We start from the raw sequence: 23,954 nt of genomic DNA, 5'->3' as shown, positions 1-23,954 counted from the left end.
TGTGCATGACGCTGACCACCGGCCGGAGAACGTTGTTCGCGGCGGTCTGCGCCGTCGCCGTCGCGTGCGTTTACGCCGCGCAGCCCGTGCTCGCCGAGATCGGGACCGATCTGCACGTGCCGGCTGCCCACCTCGGCTGGATCGTCGCGGCCGGGCAGCTCGGCTACCTTGCGGGACTGGCGGTTCTCGTCCCGCTCGGCGACCTGATGGACAGACGCAAGCTCATCGCCGGGCACCTCCTGCTGGCCGCGGTGGGCGCGTTCCTGGCCGCGGCAGCCACCGGAACCTGGATGCTGCTCGCCGGGTTGGCCGCCGCGGGCCTGTTCGCCGTGGTCGTCCAGACGACAGTCGCCTTCGCCGCGGCCTTGTCCACGCCGGAAGAACGGGGCCGCAACCTCGGCGCGGTGACGTCGGGCGTCGTCGTCGGCATTCTCGGGGCACGGATCGCGGCCGGCGCGCTGGCCGCACTGTGGGGCTGGCGCAGCGTGTACGTCGCGCTCGCCTTGCTCATGACGGTGTTGGCGTGCCTCGTTTTCCGGATGCTGCCGCCCGATCCGCGTCCCGATCGCACTCCCTGCCGGCAGGTGCCGGCATCACTCGGCGAGCTGTTCCGCGAGCGCCTGTTCCTCTCGCGCGGGCTGATCGCGTTCTTCCTGTTCGCGTCGTTCGGCACGCTGTGGAGCGGGCTTGCACTCCCCCTCGCCACCGCGCCATGGGAGTTCAGTCCGGCCCAGATCGGCCTCTTCGGTTTCGCAGGCCTGGCCGGTGCGCTCGGCGCGGCGAGGGCGGGGCGCTGGGCCGACTCCGGGTTCGCGAACGCCGTCACTGGCGGGGCGCTCGCGCTCCTCGTCGTCTCGTGGCTCGCCACCGGGCAGGCGTCCTGGTCGCTGTGGCTCGTCGTGCTTGGTGTGGTCGTACTCGACTTCGCCGTGCAGGCCGTGCACGTGAGCAACCAGCACCTGCTCACCACAAGGCATCCGGACCGCACCAGCACTGTCATCGGCGGCTACATGCTCTTCTACTCCCTCGGCTCGGCGGTCGGCGCCACCGCCACGACCACGGTGTTCGCCCACGCAGGCTGGGCAGGCTCCAGCATCCTCGGCGCGACCTTCGCCGCCTGCGCGTTCCTTGTCTGGTCGACGAACCGGACGCAGTCCTCAGACGTCTGATGACCTGTGTTACGGTTCCCCGCCATGGGCGAACTACGGCACGGCCGGGTGGTCCCGCAGGTCGAGAGCCTGTTGCGGGAACGGTTGCGGCGCAAGGAATGGAAGCCCGGCGAACGGTTGCCGAACGAGGTGGCGCTGGCGGCTGAGCTGGGCGTCGGGCGCTCGTCGGTGCGCGAAGCGGTGCGGCTTCTCGCGCGGGACGGGCTGCTCGACGTGCGCCACGGTTCGGGCACGTTCGTCGCCGAAGCGCCCGCGGAGTCCGGTGAAGTCGGCCAGCTCCTGCGCCGGGCGCGGTTGCTGGAGGTGTACGAGGTGCGGCGCGCGCTGGAGGTCGAGGCGGCGAGGCTCGCCGCGCACCGCGTGCGTCCCGAGGACATCGAGCGGCTGCGTGCCGGGCTGCGCAAGCGGCAGGAACGCCAAGAGGACGGGCCTGCCATGTTCGTCGACGCCGACCTGGAGTTCCACCGGGCGATCGTCGAATTGTCCGGGAACGCGTTGCTGCTCAACCTTTTCCTCGCCGCGCTCCCCCTGCTGCGGGAGACGCTGATCGAGATGGTGCGGCACGAGACCGGACTGCCGGACGTGTCCTGCGCCCACGCCGATCTGCTCGGCGCGCTGGAGCGCGGTGACTCCGACGCGGCCGTCAAGGCCACTGTGGACAATCTCGAAACGGTGCTTTCCGGCGTGCGGGAGGCGGTGGCCCAGTGAGCACCGCGATCCCCGCGAGCACCGGGCCGGTGCTCGCGGCGTACGAAGTCGACCTCGTGCGCGGCGGGAACTACCTGCTGCAGTCGGTATCCCTGACCGTGCACCGCGGCGAGCATTGGGCTCTGCTGGGCGGAAACGGCGCGGGCAAGAGCACGCTGCTGAGCCTGCTCGGCGCGCGTACGCATCCCACGCGCGGGCACGTCGAGGTGCTCGGGCACCGGCTCGGGCGCGTCGACATGCGCGAACTGCGGACCTACGTCGGGCACGTCGACCCCCGCCATCCCCTCACCACTCCCCTGCGCGTGCGCGACGTCGTGCTGACCGGGCTGACGAACACCACCGAGCCGGTCCCCCGCTGGACGCCGACCGCGGAGCAGGTCTCGCAGGCCGACCAGCTGATCGACCTGCTCGGGCTCACGTCGCGCCGGGACGCGCGGTGGACGATCCTGTCCCAGGGCGAACGCGGTCGCGCCCTGATCGCGCGGGCACTGATGCCAAAGCCGCGCTTGCTGTTGCTGGACGAGCCGGCCACCGGACTGGACCTCGCCGCGCGGGAGCAGTTGCTGACGAGCCTGGACTTCCTGCGTGAGCAGAACCCGGAGCTGGCGACGGTGCTCGTGACGCACCACCTCGAGGAGCTGCCGGAGTCGACCACGCATGCCTTGTTGCTGCGCGAAGGCCGGGCGCTGGCGACGGGTCCCGTGGACGAGGTTCTGACCAGCGACAACGTCACGAAGTGCTTCGACCATCCGGTGCGGATCGCGCGGGAAGAGGGGCGCTGGGCCGCGCGGGCCGAACGGCGTCGATGACGTCGGCGGCGTCGAGGCAGGCGATGCCGAGGCCGGGCAGTTCCCGGTCGGCGTCCTCGGTCCAGCCGGAGATCGCGTCGCGCACGGCCGCGGTGCGGAGGTCGCGTTCGGTGGCGTCGACGAGCGTGGCGCGGGGGCAGTTCGGGTAGTTGCAACCGGCGACGACCACAGTGCTCACGTCCTGTCCGGCCAGGTGGTCCAGCAGGCTGGTGCGGAAAAAGGCGCTCCAACGCGGTTTGTACAGGACGTGTTCCGCCGGCCCGGTCTGCTGCAGTTGCCCGCTCAGGAGCAGGTCGGGGTCGAGCTCACCGCCGAGCCCGTCGGCGAGCTGGGAACCCGGCGTGTGCGGGTTTGCCTTACCGCGCAAGGAGCGCCGGGACAGGTCGGCGTTGCTGCCGTCGGGCAGATACAGCCGCACGACGTGCACGACCGGCCTGCCCGCGTCGCGGTACGCCTGCGTCAGTCGCCGCACCGCGGGCAGCACTGCGGGTGTGCCCGGGACGGCAGCGACCCAGTCGCGCTGCAGGTCGATGGTCAGCAGGGCGCTGCGCGGAAATTCAGGGCTGGTGTATTCGTCCACATCGGACAGATTAGGCCGGTGGGTGGCGCCGGTCTTGTACGTCGTTGCGCGCGAAGCGGCCCGGTGTGGCGCCGAACGTGCGGCGGAAGTGGCGGTGCAGATGGGCCTGGTCGTAGAAGCCGCTTTCGGTCGCGGCGCGGGCGACGGTGTGCCCGGCGGTGAGGAGTTGCTGGGCGCGTCGCAGGCGCAGCTGCAGGAGATAGCCGTGCGGGGTGATGCCGGTGTCGCGGCGGAAGGCGCGCAACAGCCGGAAGCGCGGCAGGCCGGCGACGGTGGCGAGTTCGTCGAGGCTCGGGGTGTGCTGGAGGTCGGCCGCGAGGTGCTGCTGGATCTTGCGGACGTGCAGCGGCGGCGCCGGGTTGATCCTGCCGCGGGTGTACCGGCGGATCAGCTCCAGGCACACCGTGGCGAATTCTTCTTGCGCGGCAAGGCTTTCCGGGTCGGCACGACGGTGCAAGCGCAGCAGGCGGGCAGCCAGTGCCGGGTCGTGCGGGACCGGGTCCGGGAACGTGGGCCGGTGCCCGGCGAGCTCTTCCAGCAGCGATGGGGGCACGTAGAACACGCGGTAGTCCCAGCCTTCGTCGACGCCGGGGCGGCCCGCGTGGAGGGTGTCGGCGTCGAGCAGGAGGAGGCTGCCCGCGGGCGCGTGTTCGGTGGCGCCGCGGTAGCGGACGTCCTCGACGCCGCGTGAGATGGCCGCGATGGCGTACTCGCTGTGGGCGTGCGGGACGAAGTGGTGCGTGCGGAAGGACGCGGCCACGAGCCGGGTGTCGCGGGCGCCGTAGCGGTGTTCGACCACGTCCTCCATGTCCTCGTTTCTACCCCGCGCGGGTCTTGCGCCGGTAGGTGCCGGTGATGTGGGCGAGTTCGGCCGCGTCGCGCGCGTGCCCGGTGCGTTGCATCTCGCGGTTCGCGCGGATCACGTCGGCGGTCTCGGGTAGCCGGGTTTTCTCATAGGCCGCAAGGTTTCCGGCGTTGAGCGCGAGGGCACGGGCGTCGACGATGGCCTGCGAGGCGCCGTTCGCGCCGACCGGGTACATCGGGTGGGCGGCGTCGCCGAGCAGGGTGACCCGGCCGTGGCCCCAGTGCGGGAGCGGGTCGCGGTCGACCATCGGATAGGTGAAGACGCGCTCGCTGCTCGTGATGAGCCGCGGCACGTCGAGCCAGCCGAGGTCCCAGCCGAAATGCGGGAGGAGGTCCTCGGCGCTGCCGGGCGCGTTCCAGTCGGCGTCGCCGGGCAGCGGGCCCGGTGGGGCGACGGGCAGGAGGGCGACCCAGTTGATCGTGGCCGGGCCGATCGGATAGGCGATGAGTTCGGCGTCGCCGGGCCCGCGGGCGATGATCATGGTGCGGCCGGTGCGGAACGGGCCGGTTTCGCTGGTACCGCGCCACATCCGGACCCCGGACCAGTGCAGGGGTCCTTCGCCGGGGTGGAGTCGCGCGCGGATCGCCGAGTGGAGGCCGTCCGCGCCGACGAGGATGTCCGCTTCGGTGCCCGCGGCCCGGACGCTGTCGGCGTCCTGGTCGAAGCCGTCGACGCGGATGCCGGTGCGGACCGGGATGCCGCGTTCGCGTGCGGCGGCGAGGAGCATCAGCTGCAGGCGGCCGCGGTGCACGGAGTACTGCGGCCATCGGTAGCCGCCAGCGAGCCCCCGGGGTTCGGCGAACAGGTCGTGTCCTGTGTGGTCGCAGTAGACGTTTTCGGCGGTGGCGACGCCGATGGCGGCGAGCTCGTCGCCGAGGCCGAGCGCGATGAGCTCGCCGACCGCGTGCGGGAGCAGGTTGATCCCGACCCCCAGCGGGCGGATTTCGCTCGCGGCGTCGAGCACCTCGGCTTCGATGCCGGCGGCATGCAGGCTCAGCGCGGCGGTCAGCCCGCCGATGCCGGCCCCGGCGATGAGGACGCGCATGTCAGCTCCGGATCTCGGGGCGGTCGATGATCCGCAGCCAGCTGCCGTCCGCCTGGCGGCGGGCGACCTGGACGCGGCCGCCGGTGTTGTCGGCCGGTTTGGTGGAGGTCAGCGCGAGCTCGCCGTGGTAAACGGTGGGCAGCGCTTCTTCGACCGTGAACTCGGCAGTGGTGTTGTGGGCGAACATCTTCTCCATCGCGGCGCGGATGGCGTCACGGCCGACGGTCTCCGAGCCGGGCGGGTAGGCGAGCATGGCGTCCGGCTCGTACAGGGCGGCGATTCCTTCGGCGTCGCGGGCGTTGGCGCGCTCGACGAAGAGGCGGGCGAGGTCTTCCGGGGTTTTCGCTGAGTTCGTCATGAGTCCAGCCTGGCTCGCCCGCGACCAGAAGTCCAAGAGCTGGTTGTGCTGCTTACTAGAATCAACGGTTATGGAACTGCGGCAGCTCGAATACTTCGTCACCGTGGCCGAGGAAGCCAACTTCACGCGGGCCGCGGAGAAGGTCCACGTGGCGCAGCCGGGGGTGAGCGCGCAAATCAGGCGGCTGGAGCGGGAGCTGGGCCAGGAGCTGCTCGACCGGTCGGGGCGGACGGTGCGGCTCACGGAGGCGGGCGCCGCCGTACTCCCCTACGCGCGCGCCGCGCTGGCCGCGGTGGACGGAGCTCGGCGCACGGTGGAGGAGCTGACCGGGCTGGTCCGCGGGCATGTCGCGGTGGGCATGGTGACCTCGCACAACGTGGACCTGCCCGGGCTGCTGGCGGAGTTCCACGACGACCATCCGGGCGTGGAGATCACGCTGACCGAGGGCAATTCCGATCAGCTGGTCGCCGGGCTGCGGGACGGTTCGCTCGACGCGGCGCTGCTCGCGCTCGGCGCGGAACGCTTGCCGGAGCTGGAAATCCTGGTCGTGGTCGAGGAGTCGATCACCGCCGCGGTGAGTCGCGGGCACGAGCTCGCCGAGCGGGATTCCGTGCCACTGACCGGGTTGCGGGACCGGCCGCTGATCAGCCTCCCATCGGGCAGCGGGATCCGTTCGCACCTGGACCACGCCTGCGCGGCCGCCGGGTTCCGGCCGCGGATCGCGTTCGAGGCCGGGGCGCCGCCGATGCTGGCGAAGCTCGCCGCGCGGGGCCTGGGGGTGGCGATCCTGCCCGATTCGATCGCCCGGTCCTCGCCGGAGCTGCACCCGCTGACGATCACTCGCCCCAAGCTGCGGGGCGGGCTCGCGCTGGCGTGGCGCGGGACGGGGCCGAACAGCCCGGCCGCGCGCGCCCTGATCGAACGGGCGCGGAGGATGTTCGGCTGAGCGTGTCGCGCGCCGCATCGGCTCCATGTCACGGATCGCGGGGGCGGCCGCACGGAGGAGGAACGATGCGCTCCCCAGCCGCGCCAAGCGGTCGGCCACCAGCTCGGCATCCTGACAACCGTCCACTGCGGGCGCTCGCCCGGGACCTCAATGTGGGCTGAGGCTCGCGAGCCAGGTGGTCCATTGTGGATGAACGAGTTCGGCGTATGCCGCGTACCCGTCGGCTGCCGGGTGCGCGCCGTCACCGGCTTCCACCTCGCGCATCCAGCTCTTGGTGTCCCGCAACGGTCCGAAGACGTCCACGTACGGTGTCGTCCGCTCGGCGCAAGCGGCGCGAAGTGCCTGGCCGAGCGCCGCGATGCGGCGGTTCTGCTCGTCGTCGGCGATCGGCGGCGGGCCCACGACGAGAGTGGGCCACTCCCCCAGCATCGCCACGAGGTTCGCCACCGTGGTCTCCGGGGGAAGGCCCTGGAGGGTGTCGTTGACGCCGAAGGACAGGACGAGCGCGTTGACTTCGCCGCGCAGCCGTGGGGCGCATTCGGCCCGCCACCGCGCCCGGACGTCCTCGCTGGTCTCGCGGCGGACGCCGAGGTTGTAGCAGGTCAGCGGCTGCCCGGTGCGGGCGGCGACGCGACCGGCCCAGCCCCGGTACTCCGGATCGCCGACGCCGGCGACGAACGAGTCGCCGAGGAAGCAGACGCGCAGATCGAGGGTCATCGGGTGATTGTGCCCGGGCGGACGCGGTGGTGGGTACCGGAATTCCTCAGGCGGAACCGGTGAGCACGATGCGCTGCCCGGGAGAAACCGTGGCCTGCCAGGCCTTTTCGGCCTCGCTCAGCGGGAACGGCACCGGTTCGACGGCGAAGGTGCCCCGCGCGATCTCGGCCGCCAGCGCCGGGAGCTCGGCGACGATTCCGGCCGTGGTCACCGAACCCTGCCCGCTGCCCAGGATGTTCAGCGCGCCCGCCCGCAGGAGGAACGACGGCAGCGTGAGCTCCGTGCCCGCCATCGAGCCGATCTGCGTCCACGTCAGGGGTTTCGAGCGGTCGGCGCGGGCTTTGAGGAGCGCGGGCATCGCCTGCTCCGTCAGCTCTCCCCACAGGTAGTCGAGCACCACGTCGACGTCCGCCGCCGCACGCCCGAGGGCCTCGGCGCCGTCTGCGAGGTTCACGATTTCGTCCGCGCCGAGCCGTTTCACGAGTTCGAGGCGTTCGGGCGCGCGCCCGGCGGCGATCACGCGTGCGGCGTCTGTCGACGACGGCTTTTTCGGCCATCGTGCCCATGACGTCGTCCAGCGCGACGAAGTAGAGGAGCTCTCCGTCGCCGATGCGGCCGACGGCGTCGACGCCCCTCCCGGAACGCCCCTTGGGGTACCGAGCCAGACCTGCAAATGGAACCCGGCGCCATGAACAGCACCGGCCGCCAGCTCGTCGACCAGGCCAACGCCGCCCAGACGGCGAACAAGAACCTGCTCGGGCCGAGTGAATCCGGCGTGGTCGGCGGGCACGGCCTGAGCACGACGGGCCCGCTGAACACGACGGGCGGGCGGTGCTGGTTTCCCTGACCGCCGAAGGAAAACGGCTCATCGCGGAGAACGCGGGCGAAGTCGGCCGCCGGGTCCGCGCGCTCACCGCGAACCTCAGCGCCCGGGACCGGGACCGCCTCACCGAACTGGCCGGGAGCGTGGTGCGCGCCGCGACGTGATCGGCAGGCCACACTGCGCAGTCCTAACTGGACAGTGGGCCCTGCCGGTCTTAGCCTGGCGGCATGAGCATTTCGCGATCGGCCGTGCAGGCCTCCCAAGCGGTCCGTGCCGTGCTGGGCCGGTTGCGGCGCCGCATCCTCGGCGCTTCCGACGCCGAGGACCTCACGTTCTCGCAGGCGTCCGTGCTCGCCCGCTTGTCCCGCGACGAGGGGTTGACGATCAGCGAGCTGGCCGCCATCGAAGGAGTCCGGCACCAGTCGATGACGGCGACGGTGGCGCCGCTCGCCGAGCGCGGCCTGGTGGAGCGGCGCCCGGACCCCACCGACGGGCGCCGCCAGCTGATCGTGCTCACCGCGGCCGGTACCCAGCAGGTCGCGGAAGGCAGGCGGGCCCGGGACGAGTGGCTCGCCGGGCAGCTCGAGGACCGGTGCACCGAGGACGAGCGGAAGACGGTGATCGCCGCGATGGCGATTCTCGAACGCCTCGTCCAGGACTGACTCGCCCGGTACCAAGCGTGCCCCGCGTCGCGTCCACGAGAACCGGAATTCCCGGAATCATTTCGATAACAGCACGCCGGCCCACGTACCGCGTTAGTGTGCCGAGGAGTCGTCGCACACGAATAAGGGAGTCGGCATGACCGACGATGGGCCTCGGGCTGCCGGGCGAGACCGTCGTTCGTCCGAGTCGGACCTGGCATTTCGCCAGCAGCAGCAGGAAATCGCCACCGAACTGCGCACGAAGGCAGCGGCCTGGGCACGGCCGGCGGAAGTGGAAAGCCTGGTCGAGGAGATGGCCGGCGCACTCGGCCACACGCCCCGGACAAGGCGCCCGCCGGCGCGCCGGTCCGCCTCGGACGATGAGCCGGTGTCGGAAGAGACACTGCCCGAAACCTGGCGGATAACCGACTGGTGATCCGCTCTGGCGCATCGCGCGACGGAGCGCCCCGATCCCGCCCGGTAAACGGGAAAAACCCGAAAATCGGACCACGACCACAATAGCCCGGAGGGACTGGGAACGTCGCGTGGCGCAGGCACGTCAGATCGCGAGGTGCACGCACAGGAAGGACGCGGCCAGTGAGCCCCACCAATTCACCGATCTACGACACCCACTTCGCGCACACGCTGGCAGTCGCGATGAACGACTTCCATGCCGCGCTGACCAAGAGGTGGCGCGAGAAATACGTCGACGCGATCAAGAACGACGATTACGACTACCCGACGTACATCGTGCGTGAGGGCTCACCGACAGATCAGCAGCTCTGGGACGCACACACCAAAGCAGCGCGCTGCCACATCGTGTTCGGTGACTGCAAGTACATCAAGTGGGTCGATGGCGGACAGAAGGGGCCTCTGTCCGCGGTGCGGTGCGAAGGCGACACCGGCACGAACGGCAAGACGGTCGAGGTTCCCGGCACTCCGGCCGACGGGGGTGGCCTCGTCAAGGTGCCACCGCACATCAGGTGCGGCATCGGCGACAACCTGAAGCTGATCGACCAGTGGGCTTACGGCGAGCGAGATGCCATCTACTTCAAGATGCCCTTGTTCGACGCCCACGACCAGCACAAACTGCAGGAAGCCCACGACGCGCTCCTCACCGCCGGCCGTCGGCTGGGCCTCAACCGCACGCCCACTCAGGCGGCCCAGCCGGGGTTCCAGCCAGCCGACGACAACGACCTGATCAACATCGTCAACTCCCTCTCGGGCGAGCGCGACCAGGACAACGACTTCTGGGCCGGCTGGACCGGCTTGGGCGCCGACCACGCGAAGGACGGATTCTTCAAGACGTGCGTGCCCACTTTCGACAACCAGTCCCTCATCATCGGTTCGGTGGCGAATCTTTACGCGATGCGCGGGGCGATCATTCAAAAATGCCGCAACAACACGCTGTATTCCGCGCAGTCGGCGACCAAGGCCTGCGGCGAGACAGCCGTGACCAAGACGGATCTCCGGGAGTTCTGGGACGACCTGGGCGGGCTCGGGGCCGCTGTCGGCGTGTATTCGGCGGTGGAGACCGCGGGCATCGGGGGCGTCGTGGGAGCATCCTTGTCGCTGGCAGGGTGGCTGGGGGGAAAGCTGTTCCCGTCGACGTCGACGATTTCTTACACGGAAGAGGTCGAGGAAATCGTCAGGACACTCAGCGGCAAGATCGATGAGCTGAAGACGAAACTCGCCGAGATGGAGGAGGCCTACCTGCAGAAGGTGAAGCAGCTGCGGGCCACGATCGACAGTATCAAGAGCGCCGACCTGGAATTGTTCGACCTCACCGGGAAAAACCCCGAAGGCGACCACGCCAAGCCGGGTAAGGGCGGCGGCTACACCGCGAACGTGGACACCATTCTCGGAATCAGCAAGGCGTGTTTTGACGCGGGGAACGCCTACGACGGAGTCACCACGCTCGTGAACGAAACCGACGACGCCGACCAGGACCTGGCAGGCGAAGACGGCAGCCACACCGAAGGCGACAAGGCCCTGATCGACGTACGCAACCAGCTCAAGGGCTTCCTCAGCACCACGACCGGCCGCTACATCGTGGCCGCACGTGAGGTGGAGAAGGCCGCGAAGAGCTACTCCGCGACCGAAGACGACCAGCGCGACGCTTTCAACCGGATCATGAGCGACTGGCGCAAAGACCACATCGGCGAGGTCCACGTGCACGGTGACCCGAACGACCTCGCCCGCGCGACCGACCGCCACTGAAGCCATCACCAGGGCCAAGAACACCTGAAGCACTGTGGAATCCCACAAAGCACCCACTCGCCGGCGCTGGCCGTCGCGCTGCTGGGGCTTTTAGCGTTCGAGCCGCAAGCGTCGGAGCTCCGTGACGCGGGGCGGCATCGAGAGGGCGGCTGATGACCTGGGACTTCTCCACCGAGCCCGAGTTCGCGGCGAAACTGGACTGGGCGCGCGACTTCGTCCGGGAGGAGATCTACCCGCTCGAGGTGCTCGACCTCGACCACGCCGGGTTCCGCCGGCTCGCGGCGCCGCTGCAGCGGCAGGTCAAAGACCAGGGGCTGTGGGCGGCGCACCTCGGTCCCGAACTCGGCGGCCAGGGCTACGGGCAGCTGCGCCTCGGGCTCCTGCACGAGATCCTCGGCACCACCGAACTCGCCTCGTACGTGTTCGGGTGCCAGGCCCCGGACTCCGGCAACGCCGAGCTGCTGGCGGTCGCGGGCACCGAGGACCAGCGCGCCCGCTGGATGCACCCGCTGCTCGACGGCACCCTGCTCAGCGCGTTCTCGATGACCGAACAGGGCACCGGGTCCGACCCCCGCCAGTTCACCACCTCCGCCCGCCTCGACGGGGACGAATGGGTGCTCAACGGCCGAAAATGGTTCGTGGGCAACGCTTCCCGCGCCGACTTCCACATCGTCATGGCCGTCACCGAACCCGGCGCCGCCCCGCACCGGCGGATGTCGATGCTCATCGTGCCGACGAGCGTCCCCGGCATCACCACCCGCGAGATCGGCCTGATGAACGACCCCGAGCACCGCAATCCCGTGTGGTCGCACTGCGAGGTCGGCTACGACGACGTGCGCGTGCCCGCGGAGAACCTGCTCGGCACGCGCGGTGAGGCGTTCGCGCTGGCGCAGCACCGGCTCGGCCCCGGCCGCATCCACCACTGCATGCGCTGGATCGGCGTCTGCCGCCGCGCGTTCGACATGCTGTGCGAGCGCGCCGTCAGCATCGACGTGCACGGCAGCCTGCTTTCGGAAAAACAGACCGTGCAGAACTGGGTCGCCGACTCCGCCGCGGCGATCGAGTCCGCGCGGCTGCTGACCCTGCAGACCGCGTGGAAGATCGACCAGGTGGGCGCGAAGGCCGCCCGCACGGACATCGCGATGATCAAGTACCACGGCGCGACCGTGCTCCACGACGTGATCGACCGCGCCATCCAGGTGCACGGCTCACTGGGGTTCTCCACGGACATGCCGCTGGAGCAGATGTACCGCTGGGCCCGCGCGGCGCGGATCTACGACGGCCCGGACGAGGTGCACCGCGTGAGCGTCGCGCGCAGGCTGCTCAAGGACTACACCGCGCGCGAAGTCCCGTCCGAGCACATCCCCACCCGCCGCGAGGCCGCGCTCGAACGGTTCCGCGGCCATCTCGAACTCGCGGTGGCCGCGCAGTGACGGCCGCGCTCGACCTGGACTGGCTCACGGCGCACACCGGCCGGCCCGGGCCGTGGGAGCTGCGCCCCCTCACCGGCGGGAACTCGAACGAGACCTGCCTGCTCACCTGCGCCGACGCCAGCTACGTCCTGCGCAGGCCGCCGCCCCACGCCTTGTCGGCGTCGGCGCACAGCGTCTCCAGGGAACACCGGCTCCTGACCGCTCTCGCCGATACCGAAGTCGCCGCGCCCCGGCCGATCGCGTTGTCCGAGGACCCGCCGTTCCTGGTGATGGAACACGTGCCGGACGCGGTGTCGATCACCAGCGAGCTGCCCGGAACCTACGGCCCTCGCGATCTCACGCGGCTCGCGGACGAAGTCGTCGACGCGCTCGCCGCGGTCCACCGCGTCGACTGGCGAGCCGCCGGGCTCGGCGATTTCGGCCGCCCCGAACGGTTTCTCGAACGCCAGGTCCCCCGCTGGTACCGGCAGTGGCAGAGTATCGCCCGCCGCCCGCTGCCGATGCTGGACCGCGTCGCCACCTGGCTCACCGACAACCGGCCCGACGACGGTGAGCCCGCCTTGCTGCACGGGGACTTCCACCTCGACAACTGCCTGTTCTCCGCACGGGAGCCACGGCTGCTCGCGGTGATCGACTGGGAGATGGCCACGATCGGCGACCCGCTGCTCGACCTCGGGCTGCTGCTCGCGTTCTGGGGCGAGCGGGAACACCCGGGTATGCCCGCGATCCAGGCCGTGTCCCGCCTGCCGGGCGCCCCGCCGCGAGAACATCTCCTCGCCCGCTACCGCGAAGCCACCGGGCGCGGCGTCGAGGCCATCGGCTACTACCAGTGCCTCGCGCTGTTCAAACTCGCCGCCATCGTCGAAGCGGCCTGGTCGCAGTACCTCGCGGGCGAACTGAACACCCCGTACGCGGCGGCGCTCGAACACGACGTGCCCGCCCTGCTGGACGAAGCCGCGGCCGCCGCGGGGATTTTGTAGGACTCCACAACGACCCGGGCCCGCGGGGCTTGGGTTCCCCTGCGCCCGCGCGGCACGCTCGCCGGGTAGCAGCAACGTCGACAAAGGAGACGGCGTGACCGAAACAGCACCGACTTTCGGACTCTGGTACGACTTCCGCAACCCGGCGCGCTGGCACCGCCCGTTCAGCACCCTCTACCGCGAGGCGCTGGACCAGATCGCGTGGGCGGAAAGCCTCGGACTCGGCTCGGTCTGGCTGACCGAGCACCACTTCTGCGACGACGGCTACACCCCCTCGCCGTTCACGCTCGCGGCGGCGATCGGCGAACGCACGTCGAGCCTGCGGATCGGGACGAACCTGATCGTCGCCCCCCTGCACAACCCCGTCCGCCTCGCCGAAGACGCCGCGACGGTGTCGCTGCTGACCGGCGGCCGCTTCGACCTCGGCGTCGGACAGGGCTACTGGGCCCCCGAGTTCGCCGCCTTCGACCGGGATCTGCGGCACCGGCCGAGCCTGCTCGAAGAGAGCGTCGGGCTGATCCGCCGCGCGTGGTCCGGGTCCGCGGAACCCTTCGAGGGCAAGAGGTTCCGGCTGCCCGCCCTGCAGATCACGCCTCAGCCCGAGCGGCCGCCGAAACTGCTCGTCGGCGCGATGGCGGACAAGGCGATCGAGCGCGCCGCCCGCATCGGCGACGGGTTCCTCAGCACCCAGAACGCCCACCACCAGTCCTATGTGGACGCTCTGGAGCGAGCCGGGAAGTCCGCCGCGGACGGGGAGATCTACGCCGGCCAGTGGGCCGTGATCGCCGAGGACCCCGAACGCGAATGGGCCCGCATCGGCGAACACGCCCTCTACCAGCTCAACAACTACATCTCCTGGGGCGCCTTCGGCCCGCCCGATGACGTGCCGCGGTTCACCGACCCCGGCCAGATCCTGGAGGCCGGCGCCTTCCAGCTGTGGGACCCGGCCACCGCCGTCGACGAGCTGACCGCGCTGCTGCGGAACCGGCCGCAGATCAAGGACGTGCACTTCTGGGCACAGCTGCCCGGCGAACCCGTGGACAGCGGGTCCGCGCGCGTGGAACTGCTCGCGACCAAGGTGGTGCCCCAGGTACGGCAGCGGCTGGACGTGACAGGGTGAACACCCCGCTGCTGCTCACCGACCTGCTCGCCCGCGCGCGGGAAACGTTCCCCGGCAAGGAGATCGTGCAGTACGAGCACGGCGGGCGGACGTCACGCCGGACCTACCGCGAGTACTACGAGCGCGTCACGCGGCTCGCGGGCGCGCTGCGCGAGCTGGGTGTCCGGCCCGGTGATCGGGTCGCCACCCTCGCCTGGAACCACCATCGCCACCTGGAGCTGTACTACGCCGTGCCGTTGGCGGGGGCGGTGCTGCACACGGTCAACCTGCGGCTGGAACCCGCCGAGATCGCCTACATCCTCGACCACGCCGACGACCGCGTCGTCTTCGCCGACACGTCCCTGCTGCCCGCGCTCGAGAAGGCGCGCCCGACCGTGATCGCCACGGACGGGCCCGGTTACGAAGACCTGATCGCCTCCGCCACACCGCTGTCCGGTCCCCCGCCCGTCGGCGAGAACGATCTCGCCGCGCTCTGCTACACCTCCGGCACCACCGGCCCACCCAAAGGCGTCGGCTACTCCCACCGTTCCCTGTATCTCCACACGCTCGCCGCGTGCCTCGCCGACGGGCACGCGATCAGCGAGCGCGACACCGTGCTGCACGTGGTGCCGATGTTCCACGCCAACGCCTGGGGTATCCCGTTCGCGGCGCTGATGACGGGCGCGAACCAGGTGCTGCCCGGTCCCCACCCGGCACCGGCCGAGATCGCCGCGATCATCGAGGCCGAACGGGTCACCTACACCGGCATGGTGCCGACCGTCGCCGTCGACCTCGTCCGCCACGCCCAGTCCGCGGGCACCGACCTCAGCAGCCTCCGCGCCCTCGTCCTCGGCGGCTCCCCGCCCGGCGACGACCTCGTGCGCACCCTCGAAGAAGACCTCGGCGTCCCGGTGTTCCAGGGCTGGGGCATGACCGAGATCAGCCCGATGGGCACGTTCTCCCGCCCCCTGCCCTCGGCCGAAGGCGACCCGCCGGCCCGCAGGCGGTACATCCGCAAACAGGGCAGGCTGCTGCCCGGGCTGCGCTGGCGCCTCGTCGACGACGAGGGCCGCGACCAGCCGCACGACGGCAAGACCCCCGGCGAGCTCCTGATCCGCGGGCCGTGGGTCGCGACCGCGTACTTCCGCGACGAGCACCCCGAAAGCTTCCCCGGCGGCTGGCTGCGCACCGGGGACATCGCCACCATCGACCCCGACGGCTACCTCGAAATCGTCGACCGCGCCAAGGACCTCATCAAGAGCGGCGGCGAATGGATCAGCTCCGTCGCGCTGGAACAAGCGCTGCTGGCGCACCCCGCCGTGGCCGAGGCCGCCGTGATCGCGGTCCCGCACGAACGCTGGCAGGAACGCCCGCTCGCGGTCGTCGTACTGGATCGCCCCCTCGGCGAGGACGAGCTGCTCGCCGATCTCCACGAACGGGTGCCCCGCTGGTGGCTGCCCGAGCAGATCCTCGTCACCGACGCCCTGCCCCGCACGAGCGTCGGCAAGATCGACAAGCGCGCGCTGCGGGAGAAGACCCGGGGGCCGTCATGAGGTTCGGGATCTTCTACGTGCTGGAGTGCCCCGACCACGACTTCCGGCGCGCCTACCGCGAAATGCTCGCGCAGGTCAGCTACGCCGAGCACCTCGGGTTCGACGAAGTGTGGCTGGCCGAGCACCACGGCAGCGACTACGGCTCGATGCCCTCCCCGCAGGTCGCCGCCGCGGCCATCGCCGAACGCACCGAGCGGATGCGGATCGGCATCGCGGTCAGCAACCTGACCTTCGACTGGCCGGTGCGCGTGGCCGAGGACTACGCCATGGTCGACGTCCTCTCCGGCGGGCGGCTCGACTTCGGGGCCGGGCGCGGGTACCAGCCCGGCGAGTTCCACAACATGGGCGTCGGCGATCGCCAGGACGTCAGCCGCGAGGTGTTCGGCGAAGCGCTGGAGATCATCCGCGGGCTCTGGAGCCGTCCCGCCGGTGAGCCGTTCTCCTTCCACGGCAAGCATTTCCAGCTCGACGGCGTCCAATGCAGACCCACCCCGCTGCAACGCCCGACCCCGCCGATGTACGTCGCGTCGATCAGCCCGGAGACCTTCGGCCTCGTCGCCTCGCAGGGCTACGACATGCTCGTCACCCCGACCCTGATGACGCTGCCCGAGCTGAACCGTCTCGTCGTGGACATCAAGCGCGGGCTCATCGCGAGCGGCCGCGACCCGCTCTCCCTCGACTTCCCGATGAACTGGCAGATCCACCTCGCCACGACCACCGAACAGGCCGTCGAGAACGCCGCCGGCCCGCTTTCCTGGTACTACCGCAACGTTCTCGACCTCGTGCCCAGCGGCCCCGGCGTGCCCCGCACCTACGAACGCTACGCGGAGCTGGTCGCCGCGTCGGACGAAGCGGGCGGGCTGACGCTCGACGGGCTTCGCGAAAGCGGCGTCGTCTACGTCGGCGACCCGGACGGGCTCGTCGCCGAAATCGAGACGCTGTACGAGGAAACCGGCCTGCAGCACCTGATCTGCTGGATGCGCTTCGGTGGCCTGGCGCACGAGAAGGTGCTCAGCTCACTGGAACTGTTCGCCGAACACGTCATCCCGCGCTTCCGCGACCGGCCGCCGGTCGTGCCGCGAGCGCTGCGGGACGAGGTCGCCGCGATTCGCTGAACCCGAGGAAGAAAGGCGGAAACCATGGCATATCTCGAGGTCGAGGGAAGCAGGCGGATCTACTTCGAGCACCATTCGGGCGCCGGCCGCCCGGTGGTGCTGGTGCACGGCTGGGGCGCCACCGGGCGCTGCTGGGACACCGTGGCACCGGCGCTGATCGCGCGGGGCCACGAAGTCGTCCTGCTGGACCAGCGCACGTGCGGGCGCTCGGACAACGACTTCGACGACGTCTCGATCGAAGCACTCGGCGCCGACGTGGCGTTGCTGTGCGAACGGCTCAACCTGCGCCGGCCGGTGATCAACGGCTGGTCGCTCGGCGGCACGGTCGCCGTGGATGCCGTGGCGCGCCTGGGTTCCCAGGCCGGAGGGCTGGTGCTGACCGGCGGCGCGACGCCGCGCTACACCTCCGCGCCGGGCTGGCCGCACGGCGGCACGCTCGACGACGTCCAGGGCGTACTCGACGGCCTCGCCACCGACCGCGCCACCACCTTGAAGGGCGTCGCCGACGCGGTCTGCGTGGCACCCGTCAGCGAGCAGGTCGTCGCCTGGATGTGGGGCATGTTCCTCGAAATGGGGCCCCGCGGCGACGACTCGCTGCGGTCACTGGCCGAGATCGACCAGCGGAAAACGCTGGGCGCGCTGGAAATCCCGGTGCTGTCTCTGCACGGCACCGACGACGGGTTCGTGCCCTTCTCCGGCGCCAAGGCCGCGCGCGAACTGTGCTCGGACGCGACGCTCGTGGAGTTCCCCGGCTGCGGGCACGCGCCGTTCCTCGAATTCCGCGAGCGCTACCTCGCCGAGCTCACCGGGTTTCTCGCCCGATGACCACGTGGCTGGTCACCGGCGGTTCCCGCGGCATCGGCCGCGCGGTCGTCGAACAGGTCGCGGCCGAGGGCGGGCAGGTGGCCACCTTCGCCAGATCCCCGGCGGCCGCGGAATCCGGGCTGCCGCCGCGGGTGCTCGAGGTGAAGACCGACGTCACCGACCCGGACTCGATCCGCCGCGGACTCGACACCGTCCACGAACAACTCGGCGAGATCGACGTCGTCGTCAACGGCGCCGGCGTGCACCGGGGCGGGCGGATCGACACCATCGACCGGTCCGCCTGGGACGACGTCCTGGCCACCAACCTCACCGGCGCGTTCGAGGTGTGCCGCGCGCTGACACCCCGGCTGCGGCCGGGCGCGGCCATCGTCAACGTCGGCGCGGTCGTCGGGTTCCGCGGCTTCCCCGGCGACGTCGCCTACGGCTCGGCCAAAGCGGGACTGTCCGGGCTGACCCAGGTGCTGGCCGTCGAGCTCGCGCCGCGCGGGATCAGGGTGAACCTCGTCGTGCCCGGCTTTGTGGACACCGACATGACCGCCGGGCTCAGCGACCGCGCGCGCGAGCGCATCGTCGGCACCATCCCCTTCGGGCGCACCGGGACCGCGCCCGAAATCGCCGAGGTGATCGTCGCGGTGGCCAGGTCCACCTACATGACCGGGGCGACCGTGCCCGTGGACGGCGGCCTGCTCGCCACCTTCGGGGGACACCGGTGACCGCGGGTGTTTGTGCCTGCCTCCAACGGCGGCCGCGAGAACCCGTTCGCACGGCCGGAAACCCTGGCTAACGTCCGAACCCGGCATCCACCGTTCAACGAGGAGCGATCCGCTGATGACTGCCGGCACCGAACCCAAGACCGCCGAGGAACTCAACAAGGACACCGTCGCCGCCTTCATGGAGGTCTTCTCCACCGGAGACGTCCCGGCCATCCTGTCCTACCTCGACGACAGCGCCACCTGGTGGGTGGCCGGGAACCTGGAGGGCATCTCCGGGACCAAGAACAAGCAGGAGTTCGGGGAGATGCTCTCCGGGCTCTCCGCGCTGACCGTCTCCGGCGCCATCCGGCTGACCCCGAAGGCCTGGACCGCGGAAGGCGCGCGCGTCGCCGTGGAAACCGAGTCCTATTCGGAACTGCGCAACGGCCGTGTCTACAACAACCTCTACCACTTCGTGTTCGAGGTCCGCGACGGGAAGATCCTGAGCATCAAGGAGTTCCTGGACACCGAGCACACCCGCGCGATCTTCCTGGCGCCCTGAACCACCTACTACCGAAGGGAAATCCGATGGACGTCGGCATGCTGCTGGTCTTCCAGAACTGGTTCGAGAACATCACCGACGAGGAGGTGTTCACCCGCGAGCTGAACATGGGCGTGCTCGCCGAGAAGTACGGCTTCGACTCGGTCTGGTCCGCCGAACACCATTTCGACGACTACTCGATGTGCCCGGACAACCTCCAGATCATGGCCTACCTCGCCGGGCAGACCTCGCGGATCAAACTCGGCACCGGCGCGGTGATCCTGCCCTGGAACGACCCGCTGCGCGTGGTCGAGAAGGTCACCATGCTCGACCACATGTCCGGCGGCCGCGTGCTGTTCGGTATGGGCCGCGGCCTGGCCAAAATGGAGTACGAGGGTTTCCGGGTCGACATGAACGAGTCCCGCGGCCGGTTCGACGAAGCCGCCGCCATGATCATCCGCGGGCTCGAGAACGGCTACGTGGAGAACGACGGCCCCTTCTACCCGCAGCCGCGCGTCAACGTACGCCCGCGCGGCGATCGGTCCTGGGACGGCAGGCTGTTCGGCGTCGCGATGTCGCCCGACTCCATCCCGGCCGTCGCCGATCTCGGCGCCCAGATGATGACCTTCATGCAGTACGACTTCCCCACGCACGTCGAGGCTTTGGAACGCTGGCGCGGCCTGCACCGCGAGAAGCACGGCACCGAGCCGGGGCCGGCGCTGATCCAGGACTTCGTGTACTGCCACGAAGATCCCGAGGAGGCGAAGCGGCTCGCGCACGAGCACATCTCGCAGTACTTCCTCTCGGTCATCAAGCACTACGACTTCGCCGGTTCCCACTGGCGCGAGACCAAGGGCTACGAGGCGTACCAGGTCGGCGCGGACATGATCCGCGAGGCCGGCATGGAGAACGCGGCCAGCGCCTACGTCGAGGCCAACGTGTACGGCACCCCCGAGCAGATCGTGGAGAAGTACGCCGAGCGCGCCGAAATCGGCGGGAACTTCATGGCCAACGCGGCGTTCTGCTTCGGCGGCCTGCCGCTGGACAAGGCCGAGGCGAGCATGAAGCTCTTCGGCGAGAAGGTCGTTCCCGAACTGCACAAGATGAAGGCCAAGGCCCCGGCCGGGGTCTGAGGCGGACGAGCGCGTCGTGGCCCCGGACCGCCGGGGCCACGACGAGGCTGGAGCGTGGCGATGGAAACGACGAGCCCACCCGCGGCGGAGTTCCGCGACGTGATGGCCGGGGTCTGCACCCCGGTGTCCGTGGTGACCACAATGGACGGACGACGGCCGCACGGCACGACGGTGAGCGCCTTCACCTCGCTGTCCATGGAGCCACCGATGATCCTGGTCGCGCTCGACCGCGGCTCCGAACTGCTGGCGCTGGTCCGCGCGCACGGCCGGTTCGGGCTGAACGTGCTCGCGAGCGGGCAGGAAGCGCTGGCCACCCGGTTCGCGCGCAAGGGAGCCGACAAGTTCGACGGCGTCCCGTGGCTGGATTCCCATGGCCTGCCCCGGATGCCCGGTGCCGCGGGCTGGCTCGCCTGTGAAGTCCACGAACTGGTGGAGGGCGGCGATCACGTCGTCGCGCTCGGTCTGGTGACGGCCGCGGAACGGCTCGCGGTCCCGCCGCTGACCTACCACTCGCGGGAGTTCGGCACCCACGTGGCGGGCGCGCGATGAGCGCCGAGGAGCGGGTGCGCGCCGCCGTCGCGGCGCTCGCCGAGGGCGGCATGGCCGTCGTGCTCGACGACGCCGACCGTGAGGACGAGGGCGACCTCATCGCGGCCGCGGGCACGATGACCGTGGAGAGCATGGCGTTCCTCGTCCGGCACAGCACCGGGATCGTGTGCGCGCCGATGACCGGCGCCCGGGCGGACGCCTTGCACCTGCCACCGATGGTCGCCGACAACACCGACCCGCACGCCACGGCGTTCACCGTCAGCGTCGACCACGCGAGCACCGGCACCGGCGTGTCCGCGCACGACAGGGCCGCCACGGTCCGCGCGCTCGCGTCACACGACACCGATCCCGGCGACCTTCGCAGGCCAGGACACATCTTCCCGCTGCGAGCACGCGAAGGCGGAGTCCTCGTCCGCGCCGGGCACACCGAAGCCGCCGTCGACCTCGTCCGCATGGCGGGCGCGGGCGACACCGGCGTGATCTCCGAACTCGTCGCCGACGACGGCTCGATGTTGCGCGGCCCGGCGCTCACCGAATTCGCGCGGCGCCACGGCCTGCCGATGCTGCGGATCGCCGACCTCGTCCGCCACCGCAGGGCCACCGAACCCCTCGTCGACGCCGTCGCCGAAGCCGCCATGCCCACCGTGTTCGGCGACTTCCGTTCGGTGGCCTATCGCTCGGTGGACGGCACCGAACACCTCGCACTCGTCCTCGGCGACGTGGCCGCCGCCGGCCGCACCGAAGCCGGGGCCCTCGTCCGCGTGCACAGCGAATGCCTCACCGGCGACATCCTCGGCTCCCTGCGCTGCGACTGCGGAGCCCAGCTCGAACAAGCCCTGCGGGCGATCGCCGACGAAGGCCGCGGCGTCGTGGTCTACCTGCGCGGACACGAAGGACGCGGCATCGGTCTCGCGCACAAGATCCGCGCCTACGCGCTGCAGGAACAGGGCCTCGACACCGTCGACGCCAACCTCGCCCAGGGCCTGCCCGTGGACTCCCGCAGCTACGGCATCGGCGCCCAGATCCTCAGCCACCTCGGCGTACGCAGGCTGCGACTGATCACCAACAACCCCGCCAAGTACGGCGGCCTCGACGGCTACCCGCTCGAGATCGTCGGCCGCGTCCGGCTCCCGGTCACCCCGACCCCACACAACGTGCGCTACCTGCGCACGAAGCGTGACCGGATGGAGCACGAGCTGGAGCACACCGCCCTCTGGGGTAATGGTGCGCAGCCGCACGGTAAGGCACAGTGACGACTGGCCCGCACTCAACGGTGAAGGCGGTTTCGATGCGCGAGTCGACGATGTCAGCCCTCGCCCGGCCCGTGGCGTCCCACCGCGAACGCGAGGTGATCGCCGCCTTCAGCGAGATCACCACCGAAGCCATCACCACCACCCGGCTGGAAGATCTGCTGTCCCTGCTCGGCAAACAGCTGTGCCACCTGCTCGGCGTCACCCGCTGTTCGGTCTACCTGCGCGGCGACGGCGACAGGTTCCGCGGCGCGGCGGGCTACTGCGAACACGAGGGCGACATCTCCCCGGCCGTGCAGACCCAGGAAGCCGGGATCCGCGGCGACCGGTTCAGCCGCGAGGTCATCGAGTCCGCGGCCCCGGTCCTGATCGCCGACGTGCCCCACGACCCGCGCCCGCACCGCCCCACCATGGAGCACTGGCACGTGCGGGCCATGCTCGGCGTGCCGCTCGTGTTCGACGGCAAGGTCATCGGGCTGATCTTCGTGGACAACGTCGAACAGGACCACGTCTACACCGACGAGGACGTCGCGCTCGCCGAGCTGTTCGCCCGCCTCGGCGCGCTGTTCCTGCGCCAGGCCATGCTCAACGCGCACCTCAAGCGCAAGGCCGCCGAAGTGGTGCGGCAGAAGAACACCCTCGCCTACCTCGCCGACGTGCACCAGAAGCTCACCAACGCCGTGCTCGACGGCGCGAGCATCCAGGCCGTGGTGACCCTGCTCGCCGAGCTGTCGGCGAAACCTGTGGTCCTCTACAACGAGGACTTCCAGGTGCTCGCCTGGTCGGCGCCCCCGGCGTTGAAAATGACGGAACCACCGGTGCTCGCGCCCCGCGTGCGGGAGCTGCCCTCGGTGCGCCGCACGATCGCGAGCCTCAACGCGAGCTGCCCGTCCGCGGTCGTCCCGCAGACACTCGCCGTCGGGCTGGGCCGCCGCCACCTGGTGTGCCGGCTGGTCATCGAAGGCCAGCCCAGCGGGTACGTCGGCATCGTCGAAGTCGGGCGCAGCCTCGAACACCGCGACAGCAAACTCGCCGAACACGGCGCGACCGTGCTGTCACTGCAGATCCTGTCCGAACGCAGGCAGGCCGAAGCCGAGGGACAGGCCCGCGAGGACTACCTGTCCGACCTGCTGCACAACACGCGCGACGCCGAGCAGCTCGTGCGGCGCAGCCCCCAGTTCGGCATCGACCTGACCCGCCCGCACGTGCTGGTGCGGTTCTCCCGCGGCGACGCCCGCCAGAACGTCAGCGTGTCCGAAGGCCGGAAACTCGTGATCCGCCAGCTCGCCGCGGCACTCGGCGAAGCAGGCCCCGCCGCGGTGAGCCTGCCGGGCGCGGTGATCGCGCTCGTGCCGCTCCCCCGCGACGGCGGCGTGCCCGAATCGCTGCGCGCGACCATCGACGACGTGCGGACCGCGGTGGCGCCGCATCTGGACATCCGCACCGCCGTGATCTCCGCCGTCTGCCGCACCCCGGACGATTTCTCCATGGCGCACAAGGAACTTCGCGAGATCGACGAGCTCGCGAAATCGTTCGGCTGGGCCGGGGGCGTACTCACCGCGGACGAGCTGGGACTGTTCCGCATCGTGGCGGCGAGCGGGCGCGTCAAGGAGGCCGTCCACTTCGCGCACACCTTCGTCGGCCCCCTGCGGGGCGACGACGACAACACGCTGCTGGAGACGTGGCGCGCGTTCGTCCGCGCCGAGGGCCGGACACAGGCCACGGCCGCGGAACTCGGCGTGCACGAGAACACCATCCGCTACCGGCTGGGCAAGATCCGCAAGCTCGTGCACCGCGACCCCGCGACGCTCGACTGCCTCCTGCAAGCCCGCGTGGCCTTCCAGATCCTGGACCTCGCCGGCTGGTGAAACCGTTGTGGCGCACCACAATCCGCGCCCCGGGA

General features: G+C 70.5%; 27 protein-coding genes. 21 read left to right on the top strand and 6 right to left on the bottom strand.

All coding sequences use genetic code 11. The features are described 5' to 3' along the window. Nucleotides 1-5: 5 nt before the first annotated feature. From FPZ12_RS01950 to FPZ12_RS01940, 3 genes are read left to right on the top strand one after another with little or no spacing between them, the layout of a single operon-like run. Nucleotides 6-1,169, top strand: a complete 1,164-nt coding sequence (locus tag FPZ12_RS01950) for an MFS transporter (protein WP_144750633.1) — start codon at nucleotides 6-8, stop codon at nucleotides 1,167-1,169. A gap of 24 nt (nucleotides 1,170-1,193) precedes the next feature. Continuing rightward, nucleotides 1,194-1,877 (top strand): FadR/GntR family transcriptional regulator, encoded by a 684-nt coding sequence (locus FPZ12_RS01945; RefSeq protein ID WP_144750635.1) that lies wholly within the window; start codon nucleotides 1,194-1,196, stop codon nucleotides 1,875-1,877. After that, on the top strand, nucleotides 1,874-2,686 hold the full coding sequence (locus FPZ12_RS01940) for an ABC transporter ATP-binding protein (RefSeq protein ID WP_144750637.1): 813 nt from the start codon (nucleotides 1,874-1,876) through the stop codon (nucleotides 2,684-2,686). The genes FPZ12_RS01945 and FPZ12_RS01940 overlap by 4 nt, the downstream gene beginning before the upstream one ends. Here FPZ12_RS01940 and FPZ12_RS01935 read toward each other — a convergent pair. From FPZ12_RS01935 to FPZ12_RS01920, 4 genes are read right to left on the bottom strand one after another with little or no spacing between them, the layout of a single operon-like run. Then, nucleotides 2,607-3,266, bottom strand: coding sequence for a cysteine hydrolase family protein (locus tag FPZ12_RS01935; protein WP_144750639.1), 660 nt, complete (start codon nucleotides 3,264-3,266; stop codon nucleotides 2,607-2,609). The two genes, FPZ12_RS01940 and FPZ12_RS01935, sit on opposite strands and share 80 nt — an antisense overlap. Nucleotides 3,267-3,276: 10 nt before the next feature. Beyond that, the gene (locus FPZ12_RS01930) at nucleotides 3,277-4,074 is read right to left on the bottom strand and encodes an AraC family transcriptional regulator (RefSeq protein WP_144750641.1); all 798 of its coding nucleotides are present in this window, start codon (nucleotides 4,072-4,074) and stop codon (nucleotides 3,277-3,279) included. Between the two features lie 10 nt (nucleotides 4,075-4,084). Beyond that, a complete protein-coding gene (locus FPZ12_RS01925) occupies nucleotides 4,085-5,176 on the bottom strand; it encodes an FAD-dependent monooxygenase (RefSeq protein WP_144750643.1) in 1,092 nt (363 codons plus the stop codon). 1 nt (nucleotide 5,177) lies between these two features. Continuing rightward, nucleotides 5,178-5,534, bottom strand: a complete 357-nt coding sequence (locus FPZ12_RS01920) for a YybH family protein (RefSeq protein WP_144750645.1) — start codon at nucleotides 5,532-5,534, stop codon at nucleotides 5,178-5,180. A 70-nt stretch (nucleotides 5,535-5,604) separates the two neighbouring features. On the opposite strand from FPZ12_RS01920, the gene FPZ12_RS01915 reads away from it, so the two are divergent. Beyond that, nucleotides 5,605-6,480 (top strand): LysR substrate-binding domain-containing protein, encoded by an 876-nt coding sequence (locus FPZ12_RS01915; protein WP_144750648.1) that lies wholly within the window; start codon nucleotides 5,605-5,607, stop codon nucleotides 6,478-6,480. Nucleotides 6,481-6,627: 147 nt separating this feature from the next. On the opposite strand, the gene FPZ12_RS01910 is transcribed toward FPZ12_RS01915, so the two are convergent. Continuing rightward, on the bottom strand, nucleotides 6,628-7,197 hold the full coding sequence (locus FPZ12_RS01910) for a GDSL-type esterase/lipase family protein (protein WP_144750650.1): 570 nt from the start codon (nucleotides 7,195-7,197) through the stop codon (nucleotides 6,628-6,630). Between the two features lie 46 nt (nucleotides 7,198-7,243). Beyond that, nucleotides 7,244-7,717: a hypothetical protein gene (locus tag FPZ12_RS01905; RefSeq protein ID WP_144750652.1), complete on the bottom strand. Its 474-nt coding sequence runs from the start codon at nucleotides 7,715-7,717 to the stop codon at nucleotides 7,244-7,246. Between the two features lie 168 nt (nucleotides 7,718-7,885). Here FPZ12_RS01905 and FPZ12_RS45445 point away from each other — a divergent pair, with 168 nt between their 5' ends. The 17 genes from FPZ12_RS45445 to FPZ12_RS01835 all read left to right on the top strand — a co-directional run bounded on the left by FPZ12_RS45445 (nucleotide 7,886) and on the right by FPZ12_RS01835 (nucleotide 23,919). Then, complete coding sequence (locus FPZ12_RS45445; RefSeq protein WP_166462531.1) at nucleotides 7,886-8,044, top strand: hypothetical protein; 159 nt, start codon at nucleotides 7,886-7,888, stop codon at nucleotides 8,042-8,044. Beyond that, entirely contained in the window at nucleotides 8,029-8,184 is a 156-nt protein-coding gene (locus tag FPZ12_RS45440) for a hypothetical protein (protein WP_166462530.1), read from the top strand. Before FPZ12_RS45445 ends, FPZ12_RS45440 begins: the two co-directional genes overlap by 16 nt. Nucleotides 8,185-8,247: 63 nt before the next feature. Beyond that, nucleotides 8,248-8,682, top strand: a complete 435-nt coding sequence (locus tag FPZ12_RS01900) for a MarR family winged helix-turn-helix transcriptional regulator (RefSeq protein ID WP_144750654.1) — start codon at nucleotides 8,248-8,250, stop codon at nucleotides 8,680-8,682. A gap of 136 nt (nucleotides 8,683-8,818) precedes the next feature. Further along, nucleotides 8,819-9,097: a hypothetical protein gene (locus FPZ12_RS01895; protein ID WP_144750656.1), complete on the top strand. Its 279-nt coding sequence runs from the start codon at nucleotides 8,819-8,821 to the stop codon at nucleotides 9,095-9,097. 161 nt (nucleotides 9,098-9,258) lie between these two features. Then, on the top strand, nucleotides 9,259-10,881 hold the full coding sequence (locus FPZ12_RS01890; protein ID WP_144750658.1) for a hypothetical protein: 1,623 nt from the start codon (nucleotides 9,259-9,261) through the stop codon (nucleotides 10,879-10,881). A gap of 152 nt (nucleotides 10,882-11,033) precedes the next feature. Continuing rightward, complete coding sequence (locus FPZ12_RS01885) at nucleotides 11,034-12,314, top strand: acyl-CoA dehydrogenase family protein (protein WP_144750660.1); 1,281 nt, start codon at nucleotides 11,034-11,036, stop codon at nucleotides 12,312-12,314. After that, nucleotides 12,311-13,294 carry a phosphotransferase family protein gene (locus FPZ12_RS01880; RefSeq protein WP_144750662.1) on the top strand — a complete coding sequence of 328 codons (984 nt, stop codon included), beginning with the start codon at nucleotides 12,311-12,313 and terminating at the stop codon, nucleotides 13,292-13,294. The genes FPZ12_RS01885 and FPZ12_RS01880 overlap by 4 nt, the downstream gene beginning before the upstream one ends. Nucleotides 13,295-13,388: 94 nt before the next feature. Next, nucleotides 13,389-14,414, top strand: coding sequence for an LLM class flavin-dependent oxidoreductase (locus FPZ12_RS01875; protein ID WP_144750664.1), 1,026 nt, complete (start codon nucleotides 13,389-13,391; stop codon nucleotides 14,412-14,414). Then, nucleotides 14,411-15,946, top strand: coding sequence for a long-chain-fatty-acid--CoA ligase (locus tag FPZ12_RS01870; protein ID WP_144750666.1), 1,536 nt, complete (start codon nucleotides 14,411-14,413; stop codon nucleotides 15,944-15,946). The genes FPZ12_RS01875 and FPZ12_RS01870 overlap by 4 nt, the downstream gene beginning before the upstream one ends. Continuing rightward, a complete protein-coding gene (locus tag FPZ12_RS45975; RefSeq protein ID WP_208025703.1) occupies nucleotides 15,943-17,061 on the top strand; it encodes an LLM class flavin-dependent oxidoreductase in 1,119 nt (372 codons plus the stop codon). Before FPZ12_RS01870 ends, FPZ12_RS45975 begins: the two co-directional genes overlap by 4 nt. A 24-nt stretch (nucleotides 17,062-17,085) precedes the next feature. Next, nucleotides 17,086-17,886, top strand: coding sequence for an alpha/beta fold hydrolase (locus FPZ12_RS45970; RefSeq protein ID WP_208025702.1), 801 nt, complete (start codon nucleotides 17,086-17,088; stop codon nucleotides 17,884-17,886). After that, nucleotides 17,883-18,599: an SDR family NAD(P)-dependent oxidoreductase gene (locus FPZ12_RS01860; RefSeq protein WP_144753555.1), complete on the top strand. Its 717-nt coding sequence runs from the start codon at nucleotides 17,883-17,885 to the stop codon at nucleotides 18,597-18,599. Before FPZ12_RS45970 ends, FPZ12_RS01860 begins: the two co-directional genes overlap by 4 nt. Nucleotides 18,600-18,714: 115 nt before the next feature. Beyond that, nucleotides 18,715-19,140: a nuclear transport factor 2 family protein gene (locus FPZ12_RS01855; protein WP_144753552.1), complete on the top strand. Its 426-nt coding sequence runs from the start codon at nucleotides 18,715-18,717 to the stop codon at nucleotides 19,138-19,140. A 26-nt stretch (nucleotides 19,141-19,166) separates the two neighbouring features. After that, the gene (locus FPZ12_RS01850) at nucleotides 19,167-20,252 is read left to right on the top strand and encodes an LLM class flavin-dependent oxidoreductase (RefSeq protein ID WP_144753549.1); all 1,086 of its coding nucleotides are present in this window, start codon (nucleotides 19,167-19,169) and stop codon (nucleotides 20,250-20,252) included. A gap of 60 nt (nucleotides 20,253-20,312) precedes the next feature. After that, complete coding sequence (locus tag FPZ12_RS01845; protein WP_144753546.1) at nucleotides 20,313-20,801, top strand: flavin reductase family protein; 489 nt, start codon at nucleotides 20,313-20,315, stop codon at nucleotides 20,799-20,801. Beyond that, a complete protein-coding gene (locus FPZ12_RS01840; protein WP_144753543.1) occupies nucleotides 20,798-22,054 on the top strand; it encodes a bifunctional 3,4-dihydroxy-2-butanone-4-phosphate synthase/GTP cyclohydrolase II in 1,257 nt (418 codons plus the stop codon). The genes FPZ12_RS01845 and FPZ12_RS01840 overlap by 4 nt, the downstream gene beginning before the upstream one ends. A gap of 35 nt (nucleotides 22,055-22,089) precedes the next feature. Continuing rightward, nucleotides 22,090-23,919, top strand: a complete 1,830-nt coding sequence (locus FPZ12_RS01835) for a helix-turn-helix domain-containing protein (RefSeq protein ID WP_144753540.1) — start codon at nucleotides 22,090-22,092, stop codon at nucleotides 23,917-23,919. Nucleotides 23,920-23,954 lie beyond the last annotated feature (35 nt).

The organism is Amycolatopsis acidicola (assembly GCF_007713735.2).
In the GTDB taxonomy this organism is placed as follows: Bacteria; Actinomycetota; Actinomycetes; order Mycobacteriales; family Pseudonocardiaceae; genus Amycolatopsis_E; species Amycolatopsis_E acidicola.
This window is presented reverse-complemented; position numbering and strand designations above follow the sequence as displayed.